A 20,378-nucleotide genomic window follows, 5' to 3' on the forward strand; every position below is an offset into this window, starting at 1 on the left:
TCGTCGCCGATCCACGGCTGAGGGTGTGGTCGGCCCGCCCGTCAGCGACGGCGGGTGCGGGCCCGGGAGGCGCGCAGCCGCACCAGGCGACCCACCAGCACCGGGTCGGCAGCGAGGGCCGCCGGCTTGTCGAGCAGTGCGTTCAGCAGATGGTAGTAGCGGGTGGCCGAGAGCCCGAACCGGTCGCGGATGGCCTGCTCCTTGGCACCGGCGTGCCGCCACCACTGCCGCTCGAAGGCGAGCATCTCCCGCTCCCGCTCGTCGAGCGCCTCGGCCGGCCGAGCGGCAGTTTCCTCGGCCTCGACCCCGGCCTGCGGTTCATCCTGGGTCGGGGCCGTCTCGACCTCGGGGGCGGACCTCGGCGGCGGCACTGTGACGGCGTCCGGACCGGTCTGCGCTGCCGGGGTGGCGTCGGCGGGCTGCATGTGGCTCCTCAACGCGGGGGCGGCCGGCTCGGGCGACGCCAACCGGGCCCACCAGCGTAACCAGGGCCACCACCCGGCGCATCCGACCACGCAGCCGGTGGGCGCGACCGACGGCGGTCGCGCCCACCGCCGGCTCAGGTGATGTCGCGTCGGCGCATCGTCCACAGCGCCGCGCCGAGGAAGAGCACGACCCCGACGGTGAACAGCACCGACGAGTGCTGCCAGGTGATGTCCAGGGTGGCCGGCTCGCACTGACCGGTGTACGTCGCGTTGCACGACCGCCAGTCCTGGAGCGTGATCGTCTTGGTCATCCAGGCCAACGCGTAGGTGGGCAGCAGCCACGCCTCGGCGAAGCGGACCCCGGCGACATCCAGCAGGATCCCGAGCCCGACCTGACCGACCACCATCACCGCGATGGCACCGCCGAGCGCCATCGCGGTGTGCCGGCCGAGCGATGCCAGAGCGAAGCCCACCGTCGCCGCCACCAGCGCCAGCACGATGCCGCGCAAGCCGGTGAGCAGGAACGACTGCCAGGTCCCGGAGGTCATCCCCGCGGTGGTGCCACGCAGATTGGCGATCAGCCACATGCTGCCGAACCAGGCCGCCGTGGCGGGCAACGCCAGCGCGAGCAGTCCGGTGAGCAGGGCACCCAGCTTGGTCAGCAGGACGGTCAGCCGCTTGGGCCGCCAGAGCAGCAGGTTCATCATCCCGCCGGTGTTCCACTCGGCGCCGACGAAGGAGGCACCGACCACGAAGCCGACCATGCCCAGGATCGCGGCGAGCGGGATCAGCATCTCCCCGAAGGTCTCCCGGAAGTCGAAGGTCGAGGGCAGGTACCACCTCGCCTCGAACGCCTCGCGCGGCGGCGGGTTGATGCTCGCGCAGTCGGTGGTCCAGAACTCGGTGCCCTCCGCCTTGGCCCGCTCACAGGCGACGCGATCCTGCTCGCTGGCCCGGACCGCCTCCTGGTGGTCCGCCGCGGCGGCCCGTTCAGCCGCCGCCCGCTGCTCCGGGCCGATCTTCTCGTTGCTCAGGAACATGCCGGCCGCCACCAGGACCAGCACCAGCAGGCCACCGGCGGTCATCCAGCGGGCGAAGCGCCGCTTGGCCAGCCGGCGCAGTTCGGTACGGAAGAGACTCACGCGCCCCAACCTCCTCCGGCGGGCGCGGACGGCGCCGTCCCGTCGACTCGTACGGACTGGTCGACCTGCCGGTGCTGACCGGGTACCGGCGCGGTGGCGGTCAGTTCGAGGAAGACGCTCTCCAGATCGACCGCGATCGGCGCGAGTTCGCTGACGTAGAGGCCCTGCTCGGCCAGGAGTCGGGTGACCGTGGCGGGCTTGTCCACCCCGGCGAGCATCAGGTGGTCTTCGTTCGTGGTGACGCGTACGCCCGCCCGGGTCAGCGCGGTGGCGGCGGCCGGCAGGTCGGTGACCGCCTCCAGCCGCACCCGGACCGCGCCGGACGAGTGCTGGGCCAGCACCTCGTCGACCGGGCCGAACGCGACCCGCCGGCCCAGCGAGATGATGGTGACCGAGTCGCAGATCAGCTGGATCTCGCCGAGGATGTGGCTGGACAGCACCACCGTCATCCCGGAAGCGGCGAGATTGCGCATGAGCGTGCGCATCTCCCGGATGCCGCCCGGGTCGAGGCCGTTGGCCGGCTCGTCCAGAATCAGCAGTCGCGGGTTCTTGAGCAGTGCCGAGGCGACCGCCAGCCGCTGCTTCATGCCGAGCGAGTACGTCTTGACCCGCTCACCGGACCGGTCGCGCAGGCCGACCAGTTCGAGCACCTCGTCGACCCGCTGCTGGGGCAGGTCTCCGGCGCCGGCCAGCAGCGACAGCGTGTCCCGCGCGGTGAAGTGCGGGAAGAACTGCGGGCTCTCCACGATCGCGCCGACCTGCGGTGCGACCTGGTCCAGCGTCCCGGGCACCTCGTGCCCGAGGATCGCCATCCGGCCGCCGTCCGGCCGGATCAGGCCGAGCAGCGTACGCAGCGTGGTGGTCTTACCCGACCCGTTGGGCCCGAGGAAGCCGTGTACCTGGCCCGCCTCGACCCGCATGTCGAAGCCGTCCAGGGCGTTGCGGGTGCCACGGCGTCGACTTCGATACGTCTTTCGGAGACCTTCGATTTCCAGGACAGCTGGCAAGCTGCACCTCCCCCGTTGGTGTGTGGGCGACCACGACACCATACGCGGTATGCAAGCGTAGGCAATACCCGGTATGCAGCGCCACGCCGCAACAAACCTCAGGCGCAGATGACGTGCACCCCGGCCGCGCGGAAGGCGTCGACCACCTCGGGCGCGGCTCCGGAGTCGGTGACCAGCGTCTCGACCCGGTCGACCGGGCAGATCCGGGCGAAGGCGTGACCGCCGAGCTTGGACGAGTCCGCGATGATGACCACCCGCTTGGCCCGCGCCACCATGAGGTTGTTCATCGCCGCCTCACCCTCGTGATGGGCGGCGGCACCGAGGAGCGGATCGATGGCGTCCACCCCGAGCAGCGCCACGTCCAACGTGACCTCGCGCAGCAGCGCCCCGCCGAGCGGGCCGACCAGCTCGAAGGACTTCGGCCGCACCACGCCGCCGGCCACCACGACCTTCATCCGGGACCGGACGAGCAACTCGTTGGCGATGTTCAGCGCGTTGGTGACCACGGTCAGCTGGGCACCGTCGGCGTTCGTGTTGAGATCCGGACGTACCGCAAGCGCCCGGGCCACCTCGGTACTCGTGGTGCCGCCGTTGAGGCCGACCACCGTGCCCGGGGAGACCAGCGCCGCGGCCGCCGCGCCGATGCGCTGCTTCTCCGCCGAGTGCTTGGCCGTCTTGTAGCGCAGCGGCAGGTCGTACGAGACGCCGTTGGCGACCGCCCCGCCCCGGGTGCGCGTGATCATCTGCTGTTGCGCGAGTTGGTCGAAGTCCCGGCGGATGGTCGCCTGGGAGACGTCCAGCCGCTCGGCGGCCTCCTCCACGGTGACCCGGCCCGAGTCGGTGAGCATTTCGAGCAGGGCGTTCCATCTCGCGTAGCGGTCCACCCCGGGCCTCCCGTGTCTGCACGATCGGTGCTTGGTTGCGTGCACACTAGTGCTCGAAACTACGAAGACGCAAAAACCAGCTCTGCGCGATCGCGTCTCCGGTTGCCATTTCCGATGGGTTTCACGCAGAATGACGCGCGAAAGACGGGATTAGCGAGCCGTAATGCGCAAGGCTCCGGCCTGCGAGGAGTTCTGATGGCGTACGTCCACGCGGAGATCGCGAGCCAGCCGGACTGCTGGCGCCAGGCGAGCGAACTGGCCCCGGCGATGCTCGACCGCCTCCCGCGCCCCGGTGAGCGGGTCGCCGTCGTCGGCTGCGGCACGTCCTGGTTCATGGCCATGGCGTACGCGGCCCGCCGGGAGGCCGCCGGCCAGGGCGAGACCGATGCCTTCCAGGCCAGCGAGTTCCCCGCCGGCCGCCACTACGACCGGCTGTTGGCGATCACCCGCTCCGGCACCACCACCGAGGTGCTGGAGCTGATCGCCGCGCTGCGCGGCCGGATCCCGACCACGGTGCTGGTCGGCGACCCCGGCTCACCGGTGGTGGAGACCGCCGACGCCGCCGTCACCATGCCGTTCGCCGACGAGCGCTCCGTGGTGCAGACCCGCTTCGCCACCACCGCGCTGGCGCTGCTGCGCGCCCACCTCGGCGACAACATGACGGCCCTCGCCGCCGACGCGGAGGTCGCCATCCGGGCCCCGCTGCCGATCGATCCGAGCCTGATCGAACAGGTCACCTTCCTCGGTCGCGGTTGGACCATCGGACTGGCCCAGGAGGCCGCGCTGAAATGCCGCGAGGCGGCCACCTTCTGGGCCGAGGCGTACCCCGCGATGGACTACCGGCACGGTCACATCTCGGTGGCCGCCCCCGGTCGGCTGGTCTGGGCCTTCGGCGAGTTGCCCGACGGGCTGCCGGAGGACGTCGCCGCCACCGGTGCCTCGTTCGCAGACAGCCGCACCCACGGTTACCGAACGGTCCTCGGCAGGTGGGCCGCCGGGCGTACTCCGGTCGATCCGATGGCCGACCTGATCCTGGCCCAGCGCTTCGCCGTCGCGCTGGCCACCAGCCGCGGCCTCGACCCCGACGCGCCCCGGCACCTGAGCCGTTCCGTGGTACTCACGTGATCGAAGAGGTTGCCGTCGCGCTCGACGTGGGTGGCACCGGGATGAAGTGCGCGCTGGTCGGCGCGGACGGTGTCGTGCGGCACGCCGAACGGCACCCCACCGACGCCGGCCGCGGTCCCGACGCCGTGGTCGAGACGATCCTGACGGTGGCCGAGGGACTCGTCGGCAAGGCGCAGGCGGACGGGCTCACGCCGACCGCACTCGGCATCGTGGTGCCGGGCGTCGTCGACGAGGCGCGCGGCGTCGCGGTCTGGTCGGCGAACGTCGGTTTCCGGGAGGTGCCCCTGCGCGACCTGGCGTCCGCGCGGCTCCGCCTACCCACGGCGCTCGGCCACGACGTGCGCGCCGGCGGTCTCGCCGAGGCGCGGTTGGGGGCCGGCCGGGACGCCGGACACGTGCTCTTCGTCGCGATCGGTACCGGCATCGCCGCCGCGCACGTGGTGGCCGGCTCCGCCGCCACCGGTGCACACGGCGCAGCCGGGGAACTCGGCCACATTCTGGTTCGTCCTGTCGGGCCGATCTGCGGCTGCGGACGCTCGGGCTGCCTGGAGGCCGTCGCCTCCGCCTCGGCCGTCGCCCGCCGTTACGCCGAGCTCACCGCGACCGGCACGGTTGCCGACACCAGCACCAGCACGGCCACGACCCGAAGCACCGCTGGCGCGTCGGACGACGGGTCCGCCGCCGGACCGGGCCGGGAACAGACCATGGTGACCACCGCCGAGGTGGCCGCCCGGGCGGCGGCCGGTGAGGAAGTGGCCACCCGCGTCTGGCGGGAGGCGGTCGAGGCACTGGCCGACGGCCTCGCCACCGCCCAGGCCCTGTTCGACGTGGCGACCATCGTCCTGGGCGGCGGCCTCGCCCAGGCCGGCGCCGGGCTGTTCGACCCGCTGCGCGCCGCACTGCGGAACCGGCTGACCTTTCACCGGGAGCCGCGCCTGGTCCCGGCCGTCCTCGGCGACGAGGCGGGCTGCCTCGGTGCCGCCCTGCTCGCCCTCGACCAGTTGGAGACGCCATGACCACACGGGTGAACGGCAAGGTGGTGACCCCCGGCGGGGTCATCTCGCAGGGTTGTGTCGAGGTCAGGGGCGACCGGATCAGCGCGGTCGCGGAGTACCCGTCGGTGCGCGACGGGCACTGGATCGTCCCCGGCTTCGTGGACATCCACAGCCATGGCGGTGGCGGGCACACCTTCACCACCGGCGACGCCGATCAGGCCCGGGCCGCAGCCGCGTTCCACCTGGGACACGGCACCACCAGTCTGGTGGCCAGCCTCGTCAGCTCCCCGTTCGAGCTGATGCGCTCGGCCACCGCCGCCTTCGCGCCGCTGGTCCGCGAGGGCGTGCTGGCCGGCATCCACTTCGAGGGGCCGTACCTCTCCGCCGCCCGGTGCGGCGCGCAGAACCCGGAATTCCTGCGGGATCCCGCCACCGACGAGCTGACCGAGCTCATCAAGATCGGTGACGGCGCGGTCCGGATGGTCACCCTCGCCCCCGAGCGGGCGGGCGCGCTGGAGGCCGTGGAACTGCTCACCCGGCATGGGGTGGTCGCCGCCGTCGGGCACACCGACGGCACGTACGAGCAGACCCGCGCTGCCGTGGCGGCGGGCGCGACCGTCGGCACCCACCTGTTCAACGGGATGCGCCCGGTGCACCACCGCGAGCCCGGCCCCGTGGTGGCGCTGCTGACCGCGCCGAACGTGATCTGCGAGCTGATCGCCGACGGGGTGCACCTGCACGAGGGCACGCTCACCTTCGCCACCTCGAATGCCGGACCGGAGCGGTGCGCGCTGGTCACCGACGCGATGGCCGCCGCCGGAATGCCGGACGGCGAGTACGAGCTGGGCGGCCAGGCGGTGACCGTGAGCGACGGGGTGGCCCGGCTCGCCCGCGACGGGGCGATCGCCGGAAGCACGCTGACCATGGACACGGCGCTGCGCCGCGCGGTCGCCGCCGGGGCCCCGGTTCCCGACGCGGTACGCATGGCGTCCACCACGCCGGCCCTCGCCCTCGGCCTCGGCGACCAGGTGGGCACCCTCCAGGCCGGGCTCCGCGCCGACCTGGTGGTGCTCGACGACGACCTGCAGATCGTCCGGGTGATGCGGGCCGGCGCCTGGGTGGAATGACCCGGCAGCCGCCGGGTCATTCCGCGGAGATCTCCACGCCGAGAACGGCCTGTTCGTCGGGGCGGTGCACCAGCACGTCCGACAGGAACGAGTGCACCGCGTGACGCATCCCCACGTCCCGGCCGGCCTGCTCGGAGAGCAGCCACTTGTGCTCGATGATCTGGGCGAACAGCTCCTGCGGCTCCAGCTTGCGCCGCAGGTGTGCCGGCACCGCCCGGACCACCGGCTCGAACACCTCGGTCAGCCAGCGGTGCGCGGCCTGCTGCTCGTCGGTCAGGTCGCTCTCCGCCCGGTACGCGTCGAGGTCGTTGAGCAGCTTGCGCGCCTGGTTCTCCTCGGCGTCCAGCCCGGTGAGGCGGAGCAGCCGACGGTGGTGGTACCCGGCGTCGACGACCTTCGGCCGGATCAAGTACCGGCCGTTGTCGATGCTCGACATGGCCACCTCCGCCACGTCGAAACCCAGCTCGTTGAGCCGGCGGATGCGCCCCTCGATGTCGTGCCGGGCCGCGCGCTCGACCTGCTGCTCGTAGGTGATCTCGTGCCAGAGCCGCTCGTAGCGCTGCACCACCTCCTCGCAGACCACCTCCGGGTCGATCGAGTCGTGCAGCAGGCCGGCCGCCTGAAGGTCGAGCGCCTCGCCGAAGATGTTGACCCGGGCGATCTCCAGGTCCTCGCCACGCTGACCGTTGGAGAGCACGCTGCGCAGCGCACCGGTCTCGGCGTCGACCAGGTACGCGGCGAAGGCACCCGCGTCCCGCCGGAACAGCGTGTTCGACAGCGAGCAGTCGCCCCAGAAGAAGCCGGTCAGATGCATCCGGACCAGCAGCGCGGCGAGCGCGTCGAGCAGCCGCCCCATCGTCGGTGGCCGCAGCGTGTGGGAGAACAGCGCCCGGTACGGCAGGGAGAACTGGAGATGACGGGTGATCAGTACCGGGTCCAGCGGCTCGCCCGCGTCGGACTCCCGGTCGGCGACGATCGCCACCGCCTTCACCGACGGAAAGTCGATCCGTTCCAGGGCACGCAGCAGGTCGTACTCCCGCTCGGCCACCCGCTCGCCGGTCTCCTTGACCGCGTAGACGTGCCCACCCAACTGCACGAACCGCACCACGTGCCGGGAAATGCCCTGCGGCAGCGCGACCAGGTGCTCGGCCGGCCACTGCTCCAGCGGGGTCGACCAGGGAAGGTCGAGCAACGCCGGGTCGACGAGAGCCGAGGTGATCCGCACGGCGTCAAGTTTGACGTTTCCGCCGCCGGAACGCCTCCCTACGTGGCTCGGCCCACAGTCGCCGGCCACCGAACGCCACCCGCCGGCCGGTAGCGTGATCGGGGTGCGGGAGACGACATCGGTACGGCGGAGCATCCGCCCGGCACCGGTACGCCCGGCCGGCTGGTGGTTCGACGCGCTGCTGCTGGCCGGGTTCGTGGCGCTGACCGCCACGCTCGCCGCCGGTCACCTGCTCGATCTCGACCTCGCCGTCAGCGAGTGGGCCTTCACCCACGACCCGGCCCCGCTGTACTGGACCGCCCGGGCGTTCAACCTGCTCGGTCAGGGCGGCGGTCTGCTGCTGCCGCTCTCCGGGGCGCTGGCGGTCGCGGTGGCCTGGCGTCGCCGGACGATCCGGCCGTTCCTGCTGGTCGCGGGTGCCCTCCTGGTCACCATGGTGACCATCGGTCCGCTCAAGCTCTGGACCGACCGGGCGGCACCCACCGCCTCGGTCAAGGAACCGTTCCTGGCTCCCGAGGAGGCCGTACAGGTCTTCAACCACCTGCCGGTCGGCGCCTACTCGATGTCGTACCCGTCGGGGCACGTGGCCAACGCGATCGTCTGGTACGGCGTGATCGCCCTGCTGCTGATGTCGCTGACCGTCGGTCGGCTGCCGGCCGGCCCGTACCGGCTGGTGCGGTACGCGCCGCCGGGGATCCTGCTGATCACCACCACCTACCTCAACTTCCACTGGCTCACCGACGGGCTGGCCGCCCTGCTGCTGGGGTTGCTGCTGGATCGGCTGCTGCACCGGGTGCCCTGGGACGACCTGCCGCTACCAGGTCGCCTTCGGCAGTGGGACCGGCCGTTCATCCGGCGCCACTAGGCTGCCGCCGTGGACCGACTCGCACGCCGGCTGGGCGTACCGGACGCCGTCGTCATCGGGCTCGGGTCGATGCTCGGCGCGGGCATCTTCGTGGTCTTCGCACCCGCCGCCGCGGCGGCCGGCGGCACCGGCCTGCTCGTCGCCCTTGCCCTGGCCGGGTTCATCGCGTTCTGCAACGCGACAAGTTCCGCCCGGCTGGCCGCTCGTTACCCCGAGTCCGGCGGCACCTACGTCTACGGTCGGGAGCGGCTGAACCCGTTCGCCGGGTTCCTCGCGGGCTGGGGTTTCGTGATCGGCAAGACGGCCAGTTGTGCGGCGATGGCGCTGACCATCGGCGCGTACCTCTGGCCGGGGCAGGCCCGGCTCGTCGCGGTGCTGGCGGTGGTCGCGGTCACGGCGGTGAACCTGCGCGGCATCGGCAAGACCGCCACCGCCACCCGGATCCTGGTGCTCCTGGTGCTCGCCGTGCTCGCGCTCGTCGCGGCGGCCGGCGCGACGAGCGTCTCGTTCGACCGGATCGACCAGCCCGGCGGCACCGCCCGGGGCGTGCTCACCGCCGCCGGGCTGCTCTTCTTCGCCTTCGCCGGATACGCCCGGATCGCCACTCTTGGTGAGGAGGTACGCGATCCGCAGCGCACCATTCCCCGAGCGGTGCCGCTGGCGCTCGGCCTGGTGCTGGTGATCTACCTGGTCCTGGGGGTGGTCGCCGTCGGCGTGCTCGGCGCGGACCGGCTGGCCGCCTCCGCCGCGCCCCTGGCCGACGTGGTGGGCGCGGCCGGGCTGCCCGGCCTGGAGTGGGTGGTCCGGGCCGGCGCGACGATCGCGGTGACCGGGGTGCTGCTCTCCCTGCTGGCCGGGGTGGGCCGCACCACGCTGGCGATGGCCCGCCACCGGGACCTGCCCGCCGGGCTGGCCGCGGTGCACCCCCGACACCGGGTGCCGCACCGGGCCGAGCTGGCGGTGGCCGCCGTGGTGATCCTGGTCGTGGTGCTCGGCGACGTGCGCGGGGCGATCGGCTTCTCCGCCTGCACCGTGCTGGTCTACTACGCCATCACCAACGCTGCCGCCTTGACCCTGGGCCGGGAACCGGAGCGGAAGCTGCCGGTGCAGACACTCGCCGTGGCGGGGCTGGTCGGCTGCGTGCTGCTCGCGGTCAACCTGCCGCTGGCCAGCGTGCTCGCCGGCTTCGGCGTGCTCGCCCTCGGCGCCGCCTGGTACGCCCTCCGGTCAGCCCGCCGCTGACCGGGTCACTCCGTCGCTTCGCGTGGCACCGGCGCGCCGGAGGGCGGTGTCGGCTCCGGTGGTGCGACCTCGCGCAGCAGGGCGTTCAGGCCGGCCCGGCGGGCCACCACGGTCAGCCGGTCGCCCGCCACGATCACCATTCGTGGGTCCGGCGACCAGTCGAGGCGCTGCCCGGCCCGGGCGTGGGCGAGCAGGCGGACGCTGCCGGCCCGGCCGACGGTGGCGAGCGGACGACCGTCGAGGTCCGAGCCGGCCGCCACCGGAACCTCCGTGACCAGCAGCGCGTGCCGGCCCACCGGGATGGTGGCGATCACCGCCCGGTCCAGCAGGGCGGCGGCGAACGACGGCGCCGCCAGGTAGGAGACGCTGCGCGAGGTGCCGATGCCGAACGCCCGCTGCACCCGCTCGGCGAAGTCGCCGTCGAAGAGCCGCAGCACCACCCGGAGCTGGTCGTCGAGGGCGCGCGCGTTGAGCGCGGCGCGGAGGTTGGCCCCGTCGTCGGTGGAGACCACCACCAACGCCTGGCAGGTCGCCACCGAGGCGGCCCGCAGCGTCTCCTCCTGCGCCGCGTCGCCCACCACGAGCGGTACGCCGAGCCGTCGGGCCAGCCCGGCACCGCGCGCGTCCGCGCTCTTGTCGATCGCCACCACCTCGACGCCGAAGTCGTTGAGCTGGGCCATCACCCGGGTGCCGATGTTGCCGAGCCCGACCACCACGACGTGCCCGGAGCGCTCGGGCAGGATCCGCCCGGTGTGCAGGGCCAGCCGGGCGTTTACCACCCCGTCGACCACCACCGCCGTGATCAGCGGGATCAGCGCCAGCCCGGCGAGGTTGAGCACCACCTGCATGACCTGCTCGGCGGCCGACTTGGCGGTGTCCGGATCCTGCCCGGTGAGGGTGGTGACGAGCGTCAGGTAGAGCGCGTCGCCCCAGCCGACGTGCGCCGCGTTCGCGTACAGCCCGCCGAGCGCGGCCACCATCGCGAGCAGCAGGAGCACCGCGATCCCGATCTTCCGGGTGGCGAAGCTGCGGACCGCGCGGAGCAGCACCGCCACCGGCCGACGCCGCCGCCGCGCCCGGACCAGCCGCCGCGCGGCCAGCTCGGTGCCGGCCGGCCGGCCTACCGCCTCGGCGAGCACCACGTCGGCGTCCCGGTCGTCGGCCGGCAGCACCAGATCCTGCTGGGCGTCGCCGGTGTCGGCCACCCCGCAGACGATCTCGCTGGGGCGTACGTCGTCGCGGCGGGCCACGTAGAGGGTGCGTCCGCCGTGCCGGAAGTGCGTCGGCGCGACCTCGCCGAGCGCGGCGGCCACGAAGGCCGGCGCGGCCATCGAGGCGTCCGAGAGCACCGCCGAGTCGGGGAAGATCTGCCGGACACCGTTGGCCAGGCCGGTGTTGAACATCCGCACCACCAGGCGCAGCCGGGGCTCCACCTCCTGTGCGCAGAGCGCGGCGTGCATGTTGCCCACGTCGTCCTGGTGCAGCAGGGCCAGGCCCGCGGCGTCGACCAGCCCCGCCCGGCGGAAGGTGGCCTCGTCCAGCCGGTCCGCCCGGATCACCTCGATGCCCGGCAGGTCCCGGCCGTCCGGCCCGGGTGAACGCCGTCGCTCCGGCACGATCAGGGTGATCCGTACCCGGCCGGCCTGTGTCTCGCCGGCCAGCATCGTCCGCACCACCCAGTAGGCCAGCGGATCCTGCCCGCAGATCACGTAGTGCGCCCGGGACTCCCCGTTGACCCGCAACCGGCGGCTGGCCCGCAGGGCCCGATCGAGCAGCGGCTCCGCCATGACCCGCATGGTAGTCAGCCGGTCGCAGCCCGCGCAGCCCGTCATGATCGTGGCAGCCGCGACACGGCATGTCCGGCCCGGCGACGGGTAGGGCAGCGGCATGCAGACCTTCCTGCCGTACCCGGACTTTCTGGCCAGCGCCCGGGCGCTGGACCAACGACGGCTCGGCAAGCAGCGGGTGGAGGCGATCCAGGTGCTACGCGGGCTGACCTGGCCGACGTACGGCTGGCGCAACCACCCGGCGGTGAAGATGTGGGCCGGGTACGAGGAGGCGCTGACCCGGTACGGGCTGGACATCTGCGCGGTCTGGTGCGCGGCGGGCCGGGCCGACACCTGCGCCACCACGTTGACCGTCGACCTGGCCGCGGCCTGCGGCGTCGATCAGGTCCGCACCCAGCAGGAACTCGCCGTCGCCGGCGAACTGCCGCCGTGGCTCGGCCGGACCGAGGTGCACCTGAGCCACCGATCGTCGCTGCTGCGCAAGGATCCGGCGCACTACCGTCCCCTCTTCGGCGACGACGTTCCCGACGACCTGGACTACGTCTGGCCGGCCTCCGACCGCCCCCGCCGCTGCCTGCCCTGACCGGCGGAGCACACTGGCCGGGGAGGTCCCATGGCACTGTCGCAGCTGATCGGGCGGTTCATCGGGGTACGCCGGCACCGGGTCGACCCCGGCGGAGGTGGCGTCCCCCGGGTGCCGCATCCGGTCACCGCGGTGGTCGTCGGCGGCGGCATCGCCGGGATGTCCGCGGCGGTGGTGCTCGCCGAACGCGGCATCGAGGTGACCGTGCTGGAGGCCGCACCCACCCTGGGCGGCCGGCTCGGTGCCTGGCCGGAAACCCTCGCCGACGGGACCGGCCAGGTCAACGAACACGGCTTCCACGCCTTCTTCCGGCAGTACTACAACTGGCGCAACATCCTGCGCCGCATCGACCCGAGCCTGCGTTTCCTGCGGGCCGTCCCCGGCTATCCGGTGCTCAGCGCCGAGTGGCCGACCGAGGAGTTCGGGCGGCTGCCACCCGCGCCACCGGCGAACCTGCTCACGCTGCTCGCCCGCAGCCCCAGCCTGCGCCTGCGGGACCTGCGCGGGATGGATCGGGACGCGGCCCTGCCCCTGCTGACGTACGACCCGGCACGGACCTACGCCGGGTTCGACCACACCACGGCCGACGAGCTGCTCGACTCGTTGCGGCTGCCCGACCGGGCCCGGGCGATGCTGTTCGAGGTCTTCTCCCACTCGTTCTTCAATCACGAGGCGGAGATGTCGGCCGCCGAGATGATCGCGCAGTTCCACTTCTACCTGCTCGGCAACCCGGAAGGGCTGGCCTTCGACTGCCCCGACGAGGACTACGCCACGTCGATCTGGAAGCCGTTGACCCGGCACGTCGAACGACACGGCGGCCGGATCCACACCGGTGAGCCGGTCACCGGTCTGCACCGCGAGCCCGACGGCTGGCGGGTGGACAGCACGCACGGCACGTACCGGGTCGGACACGTGGTGCTCGCCGTCGACCCGCCCGCACTCGCCGCCCTGGTCACGGGCTCACCGTCGCTTGTCGAGCAGGCCCCGGCACTCGTGGCGGCGATGCCCGCGTACGGTCGGCCCGGCCCACCGTACGCGGTCGCCCGGTACTGGTGCGACGGGGACGTCGACCCCGGACGGGCGATCTTCAGCGGGGTGTCCCGACAGGCCACGCTGGACTCGGTGACGCTCTACCACCGGCTGGAGCGCGAGTCCCGCGACTGGGCCGAGCGGACCGGGGGCTCGGTGATCGAGTTGCACGCGTACGCCTGCGAACCGGACGTGCCCGCCACCGAGCTGGCCGAACGGATGCGTGCCGAACTGGCCGTGCTCTGGCCGGAGACGGCACGGCTGCGGGTACGGGAACTACGGGCCCGGGTCGAGGCCAAGGCACCCGCCTTCACGCCGGGTAGCCACGCCTGGCGTCCGGGTGTCCGCACCGACGCCGCCGGTCTCTATCTGGCCGGCGACGGCATCAGCACCGACTTTCCCAGCGCCCTGATGGAACGGGCGGCGGCCACCGGCATCCTCGCGGCGAACCACATCCTGCGCGCCGAGGGCGGCGCCGCCGAGCCGATCCACTCGATCCGGCCGCGTGGTCTGCTCGCCCGACGCTGACCTCCCGGGACGGCGCTCACCGCCGCCCCGGTCATCGAAATGCGTTGCCGCCTCACCTCGGCCGCACCTACCGTGATCGCGCTAGGTCAACCGCCGTTGCGGGGGGATACCGCCAGTTCCAGGCCGGCCGGCGGGCACAGGGGGCGGCGTTGCACATTGCCGCCGCGCCCGCCGGTCTCTCCCCGCTGGCCCGAGTGTCGCTGGCCGATCCGGGGCTGACTCCGGTCGACGGCTCAGGGTGCGACGGGCGGTGTCCAACCGAATTGCGGTGCACGGCGCTCGCGGAAGGCCGCCACGCCCTCCCGGGCCTCGCCACTGGTCCGCACCTGCCCGTGCCACCAGGTCATCCGGTCCTCGTCCGCCCGTCCGTCGACGATCTCCTTGGCGGCGGCGACGCTGAGTTGCGAACGCTCGGCGATGACGGCGGTGAGGCTGTCGACCCGGGCGGCCAGGTCGGCACCGGGCAGCACCTCGTCGACCAGCCCGATCCGCAGCGCCCGGTCGGCCGCCACCAACTCGCCGGTGAACAGCAGGTACTTCGCCGCCGCCGGGCCGACCAGCCGGGTCAGCCGGTTGGTGGTGGGCGCCGGGTAGACCAGCCCCAGCCGGGCCGGCGGTACGCCGAAACGTGCATCGGCCGCGGCTATCCGCAGGTCACAGGCGACCGCCAACTGGCAGCCGCCACCGACGCAGGCCCCCTGGACGGCGGCCACCGTCGGCTTGGCGAAGGTGGCCAGCCGTTCCTCGGCCGCGACCGCGATGCTGCCGTCACCGGCGGACAGCAGCTCGTCCAGGTCGCCCAGATCGGCACCGGCGCAGAAGGTGCCGTCGGCGCCGGTGAGCACCACGACGCGTACCGCCGGGTCGGTCTCCAGTCCGTCGAGCAGCAGCGGCAACCGCCGCCACATGGCCGGGGTCATCGCGTTACGCCGGCCCGGATTGCGGATCACCACCGTGGCCACCGCACCCGCGACCTCGACCTCCAGGTCCGCGTCCGCCACCACCCACCGTCCCCTCGCCGCACCACGCCGTACGTCACCTGCGGCGACCTTAGCGACGTCCGACCCGCGCCGGGCCGGGTGGGCCGGTCCGGTCGACGACCACCGCTGTACGTCTGAGCGCAGCCCGGCATTCACCTCGGGGCCGCCCACGCCCCCTAACGTCACCGTGCGCGCACGTCGTATCCAGCACGAGTGAGCAGGTGGTCATGCCATCCACACCCGAGGTCAGCGTGGTCGTCCCCACCTTCGCCCGCCCGGCGTTGGTGAGCCGCGCGGTGCGCAGCGCGCTCGCGCAGACCGTCACCGACATCGAGGTGATCGTCGTGGTCGACGGTCCGGACGAGGACACCGGCAAGGCCCTCGCCGAGATCGGCGACCCCCGGCTGCGGGTGGTCGAGCTGCCCGGCAAGGGCGGCGCACCCAACGCCCGCAACACCGGCGTACGCGAGGCGCGTGCCCCCTGGACCGCCCTGCTCGACGACGACGACGAGTGGCTGCCCACCAAGCTCGCCGCGCAGCTGGAGCTGGCCCGCGCCGCCACGGTCGGCAGCCCGATCATCGCCAGCCGGCTGATCAACAAAACGCCCCGGGCCCAGTTCGTGATGCCTCGACGGCTGCCGGAGCCGGGCGAGCCGATCTGCGAGTACCTGACCCTGCGACGCGGACTGTTCCACGGCGACGGGTTCATCCAGACGTCGACCATCATGGCGCCGACCGAGCTGCTGCGCCGGGTGCCGTTCACCGTCGGTCTGCGCCGGCAGCAGGAACTGGACTGGACCGTACGCGCGATCAGCCACCCGGACGTCGACCTGCTCATCGCCGCCGAGCCGCTGGTGCTCTGGCACCAGGATGAGGACCGGCCACGGATCAGCCTCAGCTCGCCGTGGGAGGCCCAGCTGGAGTGGCTGCGCGGGATCCGGCCACTTATCACTCCACGGGCGTACGCTGCGATCACGATGAGCATCATCAGCTCGATGGCCGCACCCACCCGCAGCTTCAAGGTCTTCCGGCTGCTGCTCGCCGAGGCGCGCCGGCACGGGCGGCCGAGTCTGGTCGACTACCTGACGTTCCTGCAGATCTGGCTGCTTCCGCCGCAGCTGCGGCACCGGGTACGCGACCGGATCCTCGGCCGGCGCGGTGGTCCGGCCTCGCCTGAGCAGCCCGCGAGCCCGGAGCCCGGTGCCGAGACCGGCCGTCGAGCGCCAGGTGACACGGCGACCGACGCGGCGGGGATCGCCGGCTCGGCGACGTCGACCGGGACGACCGGCACCGCCGGGACGGCGGGGATCGAGGCCGATGTCCGGCGATAGGGTCGCCGTGATCTGGCGCAGCTGCCTGCTACCCGGCTCGGAGACGTTCGTCCGCAACCAGGCCGACGCGCTGCCCACCTGGCGTCCGGTCTACCTGGGTGCCGTCCGGGTGGACTCACCGCTGTCCCGGAACGACGACGTGGTGCTGTGCCCGGACACGCCGCGTGGCCGCCGCGAGTGGCTGCGGTTACGGCTGACCGGCGGCTCACCCCGGCTGCGTCGGCTGCTGGCCCGGCTACGCCCCGGGGTGGTGCACGCGCACTTCGGCGGCGACGGCTGGTTGGTCAGCCGTACCGCCGAACAGCTGGGCATCCCGCTTGTCGTCACCCTGCACGGTCTCGACGTCACCCGGCAGGCGGCGGCACCCGGCCCGCGTGGCGCCCGGCACCGGCGGAACCTGCGGACCGTGTTCGGTCGGGCCGCGCTGGTCCTGGCCGTCTCCGGTGCGATCCGGGACCGGGCGGTGGCCCTGGGCGCGGACCCGGAGAAGATCCGCGTCCACCACACCGGAGTGCCGGTGCCGCCGGAGCCGGCGGCCGGGCCGAAGCGGTGGGACGTCGTGTTCGTCGGCCGGTTCGTCGAGAAGAAGGGGGTCGAGGATCTCGTCGAGGCGCTGGGCATGCTCTCCGAACTGCGCCCCCGCGCGCTGCTGGTCGGCGCCGGGCCGCTGCACGAGCGGGTACGCGTGCGCGCCGCACAGTTGGGCGTGGACGCCACGTTTCCCGGCGCGCTGCCGCCACCCGAGGTGATGCGGCACATCGCCGACTCCCGGCTGCTCGCGGCGCCGTCGCGCACCGCGTCGGACGGCGACACCGAGGGGCTGCCCACCACCATCCTGGAGGCGTTCAGCCTCGGCGTGCCGGTCGTCGCGACCTACCACAGTGGTATCCCGGAGGCGGTCACCCACGAGTCCAACGGCCTGCTCTGCGCGGAAGGCGACCGGCCGGCCCTTGCCACCAACCTCCGCCGCCTGCTCACCGACGCTCCGCTGCGCGACCAGCTCGGCAAGGCCGCCCGCCAACGCGCCGAAACCGACTTCGACCTGCACCAGCAGACCCGCCGCCTCGAATCCCTCTACGACTCTCTCCTCCCCCCGCCCTGACCCCGCACGCAACGGTCAGGACCGTCAGTCGGTGGGGCGGATGCGGCGGACGGCGGAACGGGCGGTGCGGCGGGCGGTGCGGGCGCCGGCCAGCAGGAGACGACCGGCTCGTGCGGTGGGGGTGCCGTGCAGCAGCGAGACGATCCGGCGCAGCCGTTTCACCTCGTCCTCCCGCTCGGTCAACGTCCGTTCGTACCAGTCCTGGAGCGCGCGCGCCTCGGACAGCTCGCGGGCCAGCCGGTCCCGGTCCGTCAACAGTTCCCGCCAGCCGCCGGCAGCCGCACCCACCACCTGGTCGACCGACGCCCCTGGCTCCCGACCGGACATCGTGGTCAGCACGGCGGTCAGCTCACCGGCCGGCCAGAGGTCGGCGAGCCCGGCGTCGACCAGCCGGGACGCCAGCCGCCGCAGCACCGACATCGGCCCGGTGGCTTCGGCCGGCCCGTGCCAGGTGCCGGCCGGGGTGACGACCACGGCGTCCGCCGGGATCCCCGCCGCCGCACCGGACTGCCAGGCGGTGAGCAGCGCCCGCACCGCCGGCAGATCCCGCCGCAGCGTCGCGGCCACCATCAGATCCTCGACGGTACGCCCCGACGGGACGGTCTCGCCGTCGGCGAACCGCCACCCGCCGGCCGGATCCCGGCGCACCTGCCGGAGCCGACCGTCCTGCACCAGCAGCGCCGCAGGCGGAGACGTCTCGGCCCGCTCAGCCTCAGGGTGGGCACGCGCCGCGGGCTGATCCGCCGAGGTCGGCGGATCCGGCAGGCGTTCGCCGAGCAGCACCCAGGCCGGCGCGAGTTCGACGGCGATCCCGTTCCGGACGGCGGATCCGGCCAGCCGAGCGGGATCGGCCAGCGGTGGTGCGGCCGGCACCGTGCCGGCACGTCCGGTGGCCGGGTCACGCGTCCTTCCGCCGCCGTCACCGAGGACGGCCTGGCCGCTGGACACGGCCTCGTGGCTGGACACGGCCTCGTGGCTGGACACGGCCTGGTCGCTGAGGACGGCCTGGAGGAATCCGGTCAGGTCCGGGTCGGCCAGCAGTTCCGTGCCGATCAGAGCGGCCGGCGCGACGGGGGACGGAAAGACCGCCCAGGTGTCCGCGATCCGCAGCCCCGACGCCGTCAACCGGGCCCGCAGCCGGGCGGGGCCGGCCGGACGGGTGTCGTCGTACTCGGCGAGTGCGGCCCAGTCGGAGTCGGTGCTCGGTGACGGCGACGCCAGCAACCGGTGCAGTCCGAGCGGGTTCTCGGCCCCGAGCAGCAGCCGGCCACCGGGCCGCAGCACCGACACCAACAGGTCGAACACCGCACCCCAGGACAGCTGTGTCCCCTCGACCGAGTCGAGGCGGTCCAGCCCGTCCAGGGCGACCACGCTGTCGTACGGGGTGGTGCCGGCGAGCTTCTCCGGGCTACCGCAGCACACCCGCACCCCGGTCGATCCGGCATAGCGGGCCGCCAGCGCCTCGGCGTCGGGCAGTCCGCGTACCAGCACGGTCAGGTCGGCCGAGGGCAGCGCGTCGAGCAGTTGGGGATCGTGTGGCCCCACCACAAGCGTGCGGCCGGACGCGACGGACAACAGGGCCGCCAGCCCCGGACCGCGTACCGGGCCGGGACCGTGCGTGCCGTCGAGATCCGACCAGCCGAGCATCTCGCCGCCGAGCAGGTGCACCTCGCTCATCGCGCCACCTCGCTGCGCTCGGCGTCACGGACCATGGGGACCTGGTGCCGATCGGCGGGCTCGGGCCAGCGGAACAGCCGGCGCAGCTCGGCCGGGGGCAGCAGCCGGTCGGCACCCAACTCGGCGACGGCCAGGACACGGGCGCTGTCCGGGTCGACCTGCGGGCCGTGCAGGTCCGCCCACTGGCGGCGGATCCGTGGCTGACCGCCCCAGATCGGCGCCTCACCGGCCAGCTGCATCGGATCGCCGTAGACGGCCGGTTCGCAACCGGCCAGGATGCCGTAGAAGACCGCGCTGCACAGCCGGTTCGAGGCGACCCGGCGATGCCGGCGCAGCTCGGCCAGCTGCCGGTGCAGGAAGCCCGGGTCGAGGTCACGCCACCGGCCGCCCCGGTAGCCGTGGCAGATCACCCGGAAGCCGGCCCGCTCGTAGTGCTGGCGTACCCGGGTGGACCGGTACTCCTGCCAGTAGAGGCAGACCGTCACCGGCCCCGGTTCGACGGCCCGGATCTCGTCGATCAGCCGGTCGTGGTCACCGACGATCCGCTGCCCCTCCCAGCCGTGGAAGGGATACCAGATGGTGCCCTCCCGCCGTTGCGGGCCGTCCGGTTCCATCGCCAGCAGGTACGCCCACGGGGAACCGACCACGTACGTCTGTCGGCGGCCGAGGGACCAGGCCCGCCGCCGGGTCCGCTCCGACCACAGGAACAGAGGTACGCCCGGCACGAACTCGTGGTCGTACGCCATGCCGTCGCCGATGTTCCAGCCGTGCTGGAGGTAGCCGTGGATGCGGGGCGGGTCCCGGTCGTCGAGCCCGCAGTAGCGGGCCAGCACGTGGGAGTGCCCGTAGTAGTGGTTGGCATGGTGCACGGTGGCGGGCGCCCCTGGTCGTGGTGACGGCATGACGGGTGGAGGCGGAGCCTAACGGGCCCGTCTGAACACCCGGCCACGCCGAGGTGTCCGCTCGGTGCGCCATGCGTGATACGGATGGAGCCCCCGGCCGGGATCGAACCGGCGACATCCCGCTTACAAGGCGGGTGCTCTGGCCAGCTGAGCTACAGGGGCGTTGTGTCGTGGCCAGCATAGCGACCGACGTCCGGTTTTCCTGCTCGGCAGGGGTCCCGAGCATGGGAAACGTCAACATCCCGACCCGTGGACGTCGATTCGTGTCCGACCGTGCCCGAGTGACCGGAATGCGAATGCTTCGGAAGTACCGCTCGACCGTGGACCTTGGCATTGCGGCGAAAGCCGTTTACCGTGCAGTGACACGGCCGACATGGGTTCGCCCCGCGCAGGTCGTGGCGCCGGTACGGGCACCCGTGCCG

Annotated in this window: 18 protein-coding genes and 1 tRNA gene; 9 read left to right on the forward strand and 10 right to left on the reverse strand. The window is 73.0% G+C overall.

Features of this window, described 5'->3' with window-relative positions; translation table 11 throughout:
* Window positions 1-41 precede the first annotated feature (41 nt).
* The 4 genes from KBX00_RS08130 to KBX00_RS08145 form a co-directional block, all read right to left on the reverse strand.
* Complete coding sequence (locus tag KBX00_RS08130) at window positions 42-425, reverse strand: DUF3263 domain-containing protein (RefSeq protein ID WP_210824893.1); 384 nt, start codon at window positions 423-425, stop codon at window positions 42-44.
* A 134-nt stretch (window positions 426-559) separates the two neighbouring features.
* Entirely contained in the window at window positions 560-1,567 is a 1,008-nt protein-coding gene (locus KBX00_RS08135) for an ABC transporter permease subunit (RefSeq protein WP_210824895.1), read from the reverse strand.
* On the reverse strand, window positions 1,564-2,574 hold the full coding sequence (locus tag KBX00_RS08140; protein WP_301547559.1) for an ATP-binding cassette domain-containing protein: 1,011 nt from the start codon (window positions 2,572-2,574) through the stop codon (window positions 1,564-1,566). The genes KBX00_RS08135 and KBX00_RS08140 overlap by 4 nt, the downstream gene beginning before the upstream one ends.
* A 98-nt stretch (window positions 2,575-2,672) precedes the next feature.
* Window positions 2,673-3,458 carry a DeoR/GlpR family DNA-binding transcription regulator gene (locus KBX00_RS08145; protein WP_210824897.1) on the reverse strand — a complete coding sequence of 262 codons (786 nt, stop codon included), beginning with the start codon at window positions 3,456-3,458 and terminating at the stop codon, window positions 2,673-2,675.
* Between the two features lie 195 nt (window positions 3,459-3,653).
* On the opposite strand from KBX00_RS08145, the gene KBX00_RS08150 reads away from it, so the two are divergent.
* From KBX00_RS08150 to nagA, 3 genes are read left to right on the forward strand one after another with little or no spacing between them, the layout of a single operon-like run.
* Entirely contained in the window at window positions 3,654-4,583 is a 930-nt protein-coding gene (locus KBX00_RS08150; protein WP_210824899.1) for an SIS domain-containing protein, read from the forward strand.
* Window positions 4,580-5,599, forward strand: coding sequence for an ROK family protein (locus KBX00_RS08155; protein WP_210824901.1), 1,020 nt, complete (start codon window positions 4,580-4,582; stop codon window positions 5,597-5,599). The genes KBX00_RS08150 and KBX00_RS08155 overlap by 4 nt, the downstream gene beginning before the upstream one ends.
* Window positions 5,596-6,705 carry an N-acetylglucosamine-6-phosphate deacetylase gene (nagA, locus tag KBX00_RS08160; RefSeq protein WP_210824903.1) on the forward strand — a complete coding sequence of 370 codons (1,110 nt, stop codon included), beginning with the start codon at window positions 5,596-5,598 and terminating at the stop codon, window positions 6,703-6,705. The genes KBX00_RS08155 and nagA overlap by 4 nt, the downstream gene beginning before the upstream one ends.
* 16 nt (window positions 6,706-6,721) lie before the next feature.
* Here nagA and KBX00_RS08165 read toward each other — a convergent pair whose 3' ends face one another.
* Complete coding sequence (locus KBX00_RS08165) at window positions 6,722-7,930, reverse strand: DUF4032 domain-containing protein (RefSeq protein ID WP_210824905.1); 1,209 nt, start codon at window positions 7,928-7,930, stop codon at window positions 6,722-6,724.
* A 103-nt stretch (window positions 7,931-8,033) separates the two neighbouring features.
* On the opposite strand from KBX00_RS08165, the gene KBX00_RS08170 reads away from it, so the two are divergent.
* Window positions 8,034-8,795: a phosphatase PAP2 family protein gene (locus KBX00_RS08170; RefSeq protein ID WP_307868264.1), complete on the forward strand. Its 762-nt coding sequence runs from the start codon at window positions 8,034-8,036 to the stop codon at window positions 8,793-8,795.
* A gap of 9 nt (window positions 8,796-8,804) precedes the next feature.
* Window positions 8,805-10,037 carry an APC family permease gene (locus tag KBX00_RS08175; protein ID WP_210824909.1) on the forward strand — a complete coding sequence of 411 codons (1,233 nt, stop codon included), beginning with the start codon at window positions 8,805-8,807 and terminating at the stop codon, window positions 10,035-10,037.
* A 5-nt stretch (window positions 10,038-10,042) separates the two neighbouring features.
* On the opposite strand, the gene KBX00_RS08180 is transcribed toward KBX00_RS08175, so the two are convergent.
* Window positions 10,043-11,833: an NAD-binding protein gene (locus KBX00_RS08180; RefSeq protein WP_210824911.1), complete on the reverse strand. Its 1,791-nt coding sequence runs from the start codon at window positions 11,831-11,833 to the stop codon at window positions 10,043-10,045.
* Between the two features lie 91 nt (window positions 11,834-11,924).
* Here KBX00_RS08180 and KBX00_RS08185 point away from each other — a divergent pair, with 91 nt between their 5' ends.
* Window positions 11,925-12,407 carry an MSMEG_6728 family protein gene (locus tag KBX00_RS08185; RefSeq protein ID WP_210824913.1) on the forward strand — a complete coding sequence of 161 codons (483 nt, stop codon included), beginning with the start codon at window positions 11,925-11,927 and terminating at the stop codon, window positions 12,405-12,407.
* A gap of 30 nt (window positions 12,408-12,437) precedes the next feature.
* On the forward strand, window positions 12,438-13,964 hold the full coding sequence (locus KBX00_RS08190; RefSeq protein ID WP_210824915.1) for an FAD-dependent oxidoreductase: 1,527 nt from the start codon (window positions 12,438-12,440) through the stop codon (window positions 13,962-13,964).
* A gap of 233 nt (window positions 13,965-14,197) precedes the next feature.
* Here KBX00_RS08190 and KBX00_RS08195 read toward each other — a convergent pair whose 3' ends face one another.
* Window positions 14,198-14,965 carry an enoyl-CoA hydratase/isomerase family protein gene (locus tag KBX00_RS08195; RefSeq protein WP_210824917.1) on the reverse strand — a complete coding sequence of 256 codons (768 nt, stop codon included), beginning with the start codon at window positions 14,963-14,965 and terminating at the stop codon, window positions 14,198-14,200.
* Between the two features lie 206 nt (window positions 14,966-15,171).
* On the opposite strand from KBX00_RS08195, the gene KBX00_RS08200 reads away from it, so the two are divergent.
* Together KBX00_RS08200 and KBX00_RS08205 are read left to right on the forward strand one after the other, a co-directional pair.
* Window positions 15,172-16,275: a glycosyltransferase family 2 protein gene (locus tag KBX00_RS08200; protein WP_210824919.1), complete on the forward strand. Its 1,104-nt coding sequence runs from the start codon at window positions 15,172-15,174 to the stop codon at window positions 16,273-16,275.
* Complete coding sequence (locus KBX00_RS08205) at window positions 16,262-17,377, forward strand: glycosyltransferase (protein WP_210824921.1); 1,116 nt, start codon at window positions 16,262-16,264, stop codon at window positions 17,375-17,377. Before KBX00_RS08200 ends, KBX00_RS08205 begins: the two co-directional genes overlap by 14 nt.
* A 24-nt stretch (window positions 17,378-17,401) precedes the next feature.
* Here KBX00_RS08205 and KBX00_RS08210 read toward each other — a convergent pair whose 3' ends face one another.
* The 3 genes from KBX00_RS08210 to KBX00_RS08220 form a co-directional block, all read right to left on the reverse strand.
* Window positions 17,402-19,054, reverse strand: a complete 1,653-nt coding sequence (locus tag KBX00_RS08210) for a hypothetical protein (RefSeq protein WP_210824923.1) — start codon at window positions 19,052-19,054, stop codon at window positions 17,402-17,404.
* Window positions 19,051-19,923, reverse strand: a complete 873-nt coding sequence (locus tag KBX00_RS08215) for a hypothetical protein (protein ID WP_210825258.1) — start codon at window positions 19,921-19,923, stop codon at window positions 19,051-19,053. The genes KBX00_RS08210 and KBX00_RS08215 overlap by 4 nt, the downstream gene beginning before the upstream one ends.
* A 118-nt stretch (window positions 19,924-20,041) precedes the next feature.
* Window positions 20,042-20,118 (reverse strand) — tRNA-Thr (locus KBX00_RS08220).
* Between the last annotated feature and the right edge of the window lie 260 nt (window positions 20,119-20,378).

Source organism: Micromonospora sp. C95 (assembly GCF_018070465.1).
GTDB lineage: Bacteria > Actinomycetota > Actinomycetes > Mycobacteriales > Micromonosporaceae > Micromonospora.

Excerpts from the sequence above, each read along its gene's own strand:
- nagA (WP_210824903.1), top strand. The coding sequence starts at position 5,596 with ATGACCACACGGGTGAACGGCAAGGTGGTGACCCCCGGCGGGGTCATC.
- KBX00_RS08185 (WP_210824913.1), top strand. The coding sequence starts at position 11,925 with ATGCAGACCTTCCTGCCGTACCCGGACTTTCTGGCCAGCGCCCGGGCG.
- KBX00_RS08130 (WP_210824893.1), bottom strand. The coding sequence starts at position 425 with ATGCAGCCCGCCGACGCCACCCCGGCAGCGCAGACCGGTCCGGACGCC.
- KBX00_RS08190 (WP_210824915.1), top strand. The coding sequence starts at position 12,438 with ATGGCACTGTCGCAGCTGATCGGGCGGTTCATCGGGGTACGCCGGCAC.
- KBX00_RS08150 (WP_210824899.1), top strand. The coding sequence starts at position 3,654 with ATGGCGTACGTCCACGCGGAGATCGCGAGCCAGCCGGACTGCTGGCGC.
- KBX00_RS08200 (WP_210824919.1), top strand. The coding sequence starts at position 15,172 with ATGCCATCCACACCCGAGGTCAGCGTGGTCGTCCCCACCTTCGCCCGC.
- KBX00_RS08180 (WP_210824911.1), bottom strand. The coding sequence starts at position 11,833 with ATGCGGGTCATGGCGGAGCCGCTGCTCGATCGGGCCCTGCGGGCCAGC.
- KBX00_RS08205 (WP_210824921.1), top strand. The coding sequence starts at position 16,262 with ATGTCCGGCGATAGGGTCGCCGTGATCTGGCGCAGCTGCCTGCTACCC.
- KBX00_RS08210 (WP_210824923.1), bottom strand. The coding sequence starts at position 19,054 with ATGAGCGAGGTGCACCTGCTCGGCGGCGAGATGCTCGGCTGGTCGGAT.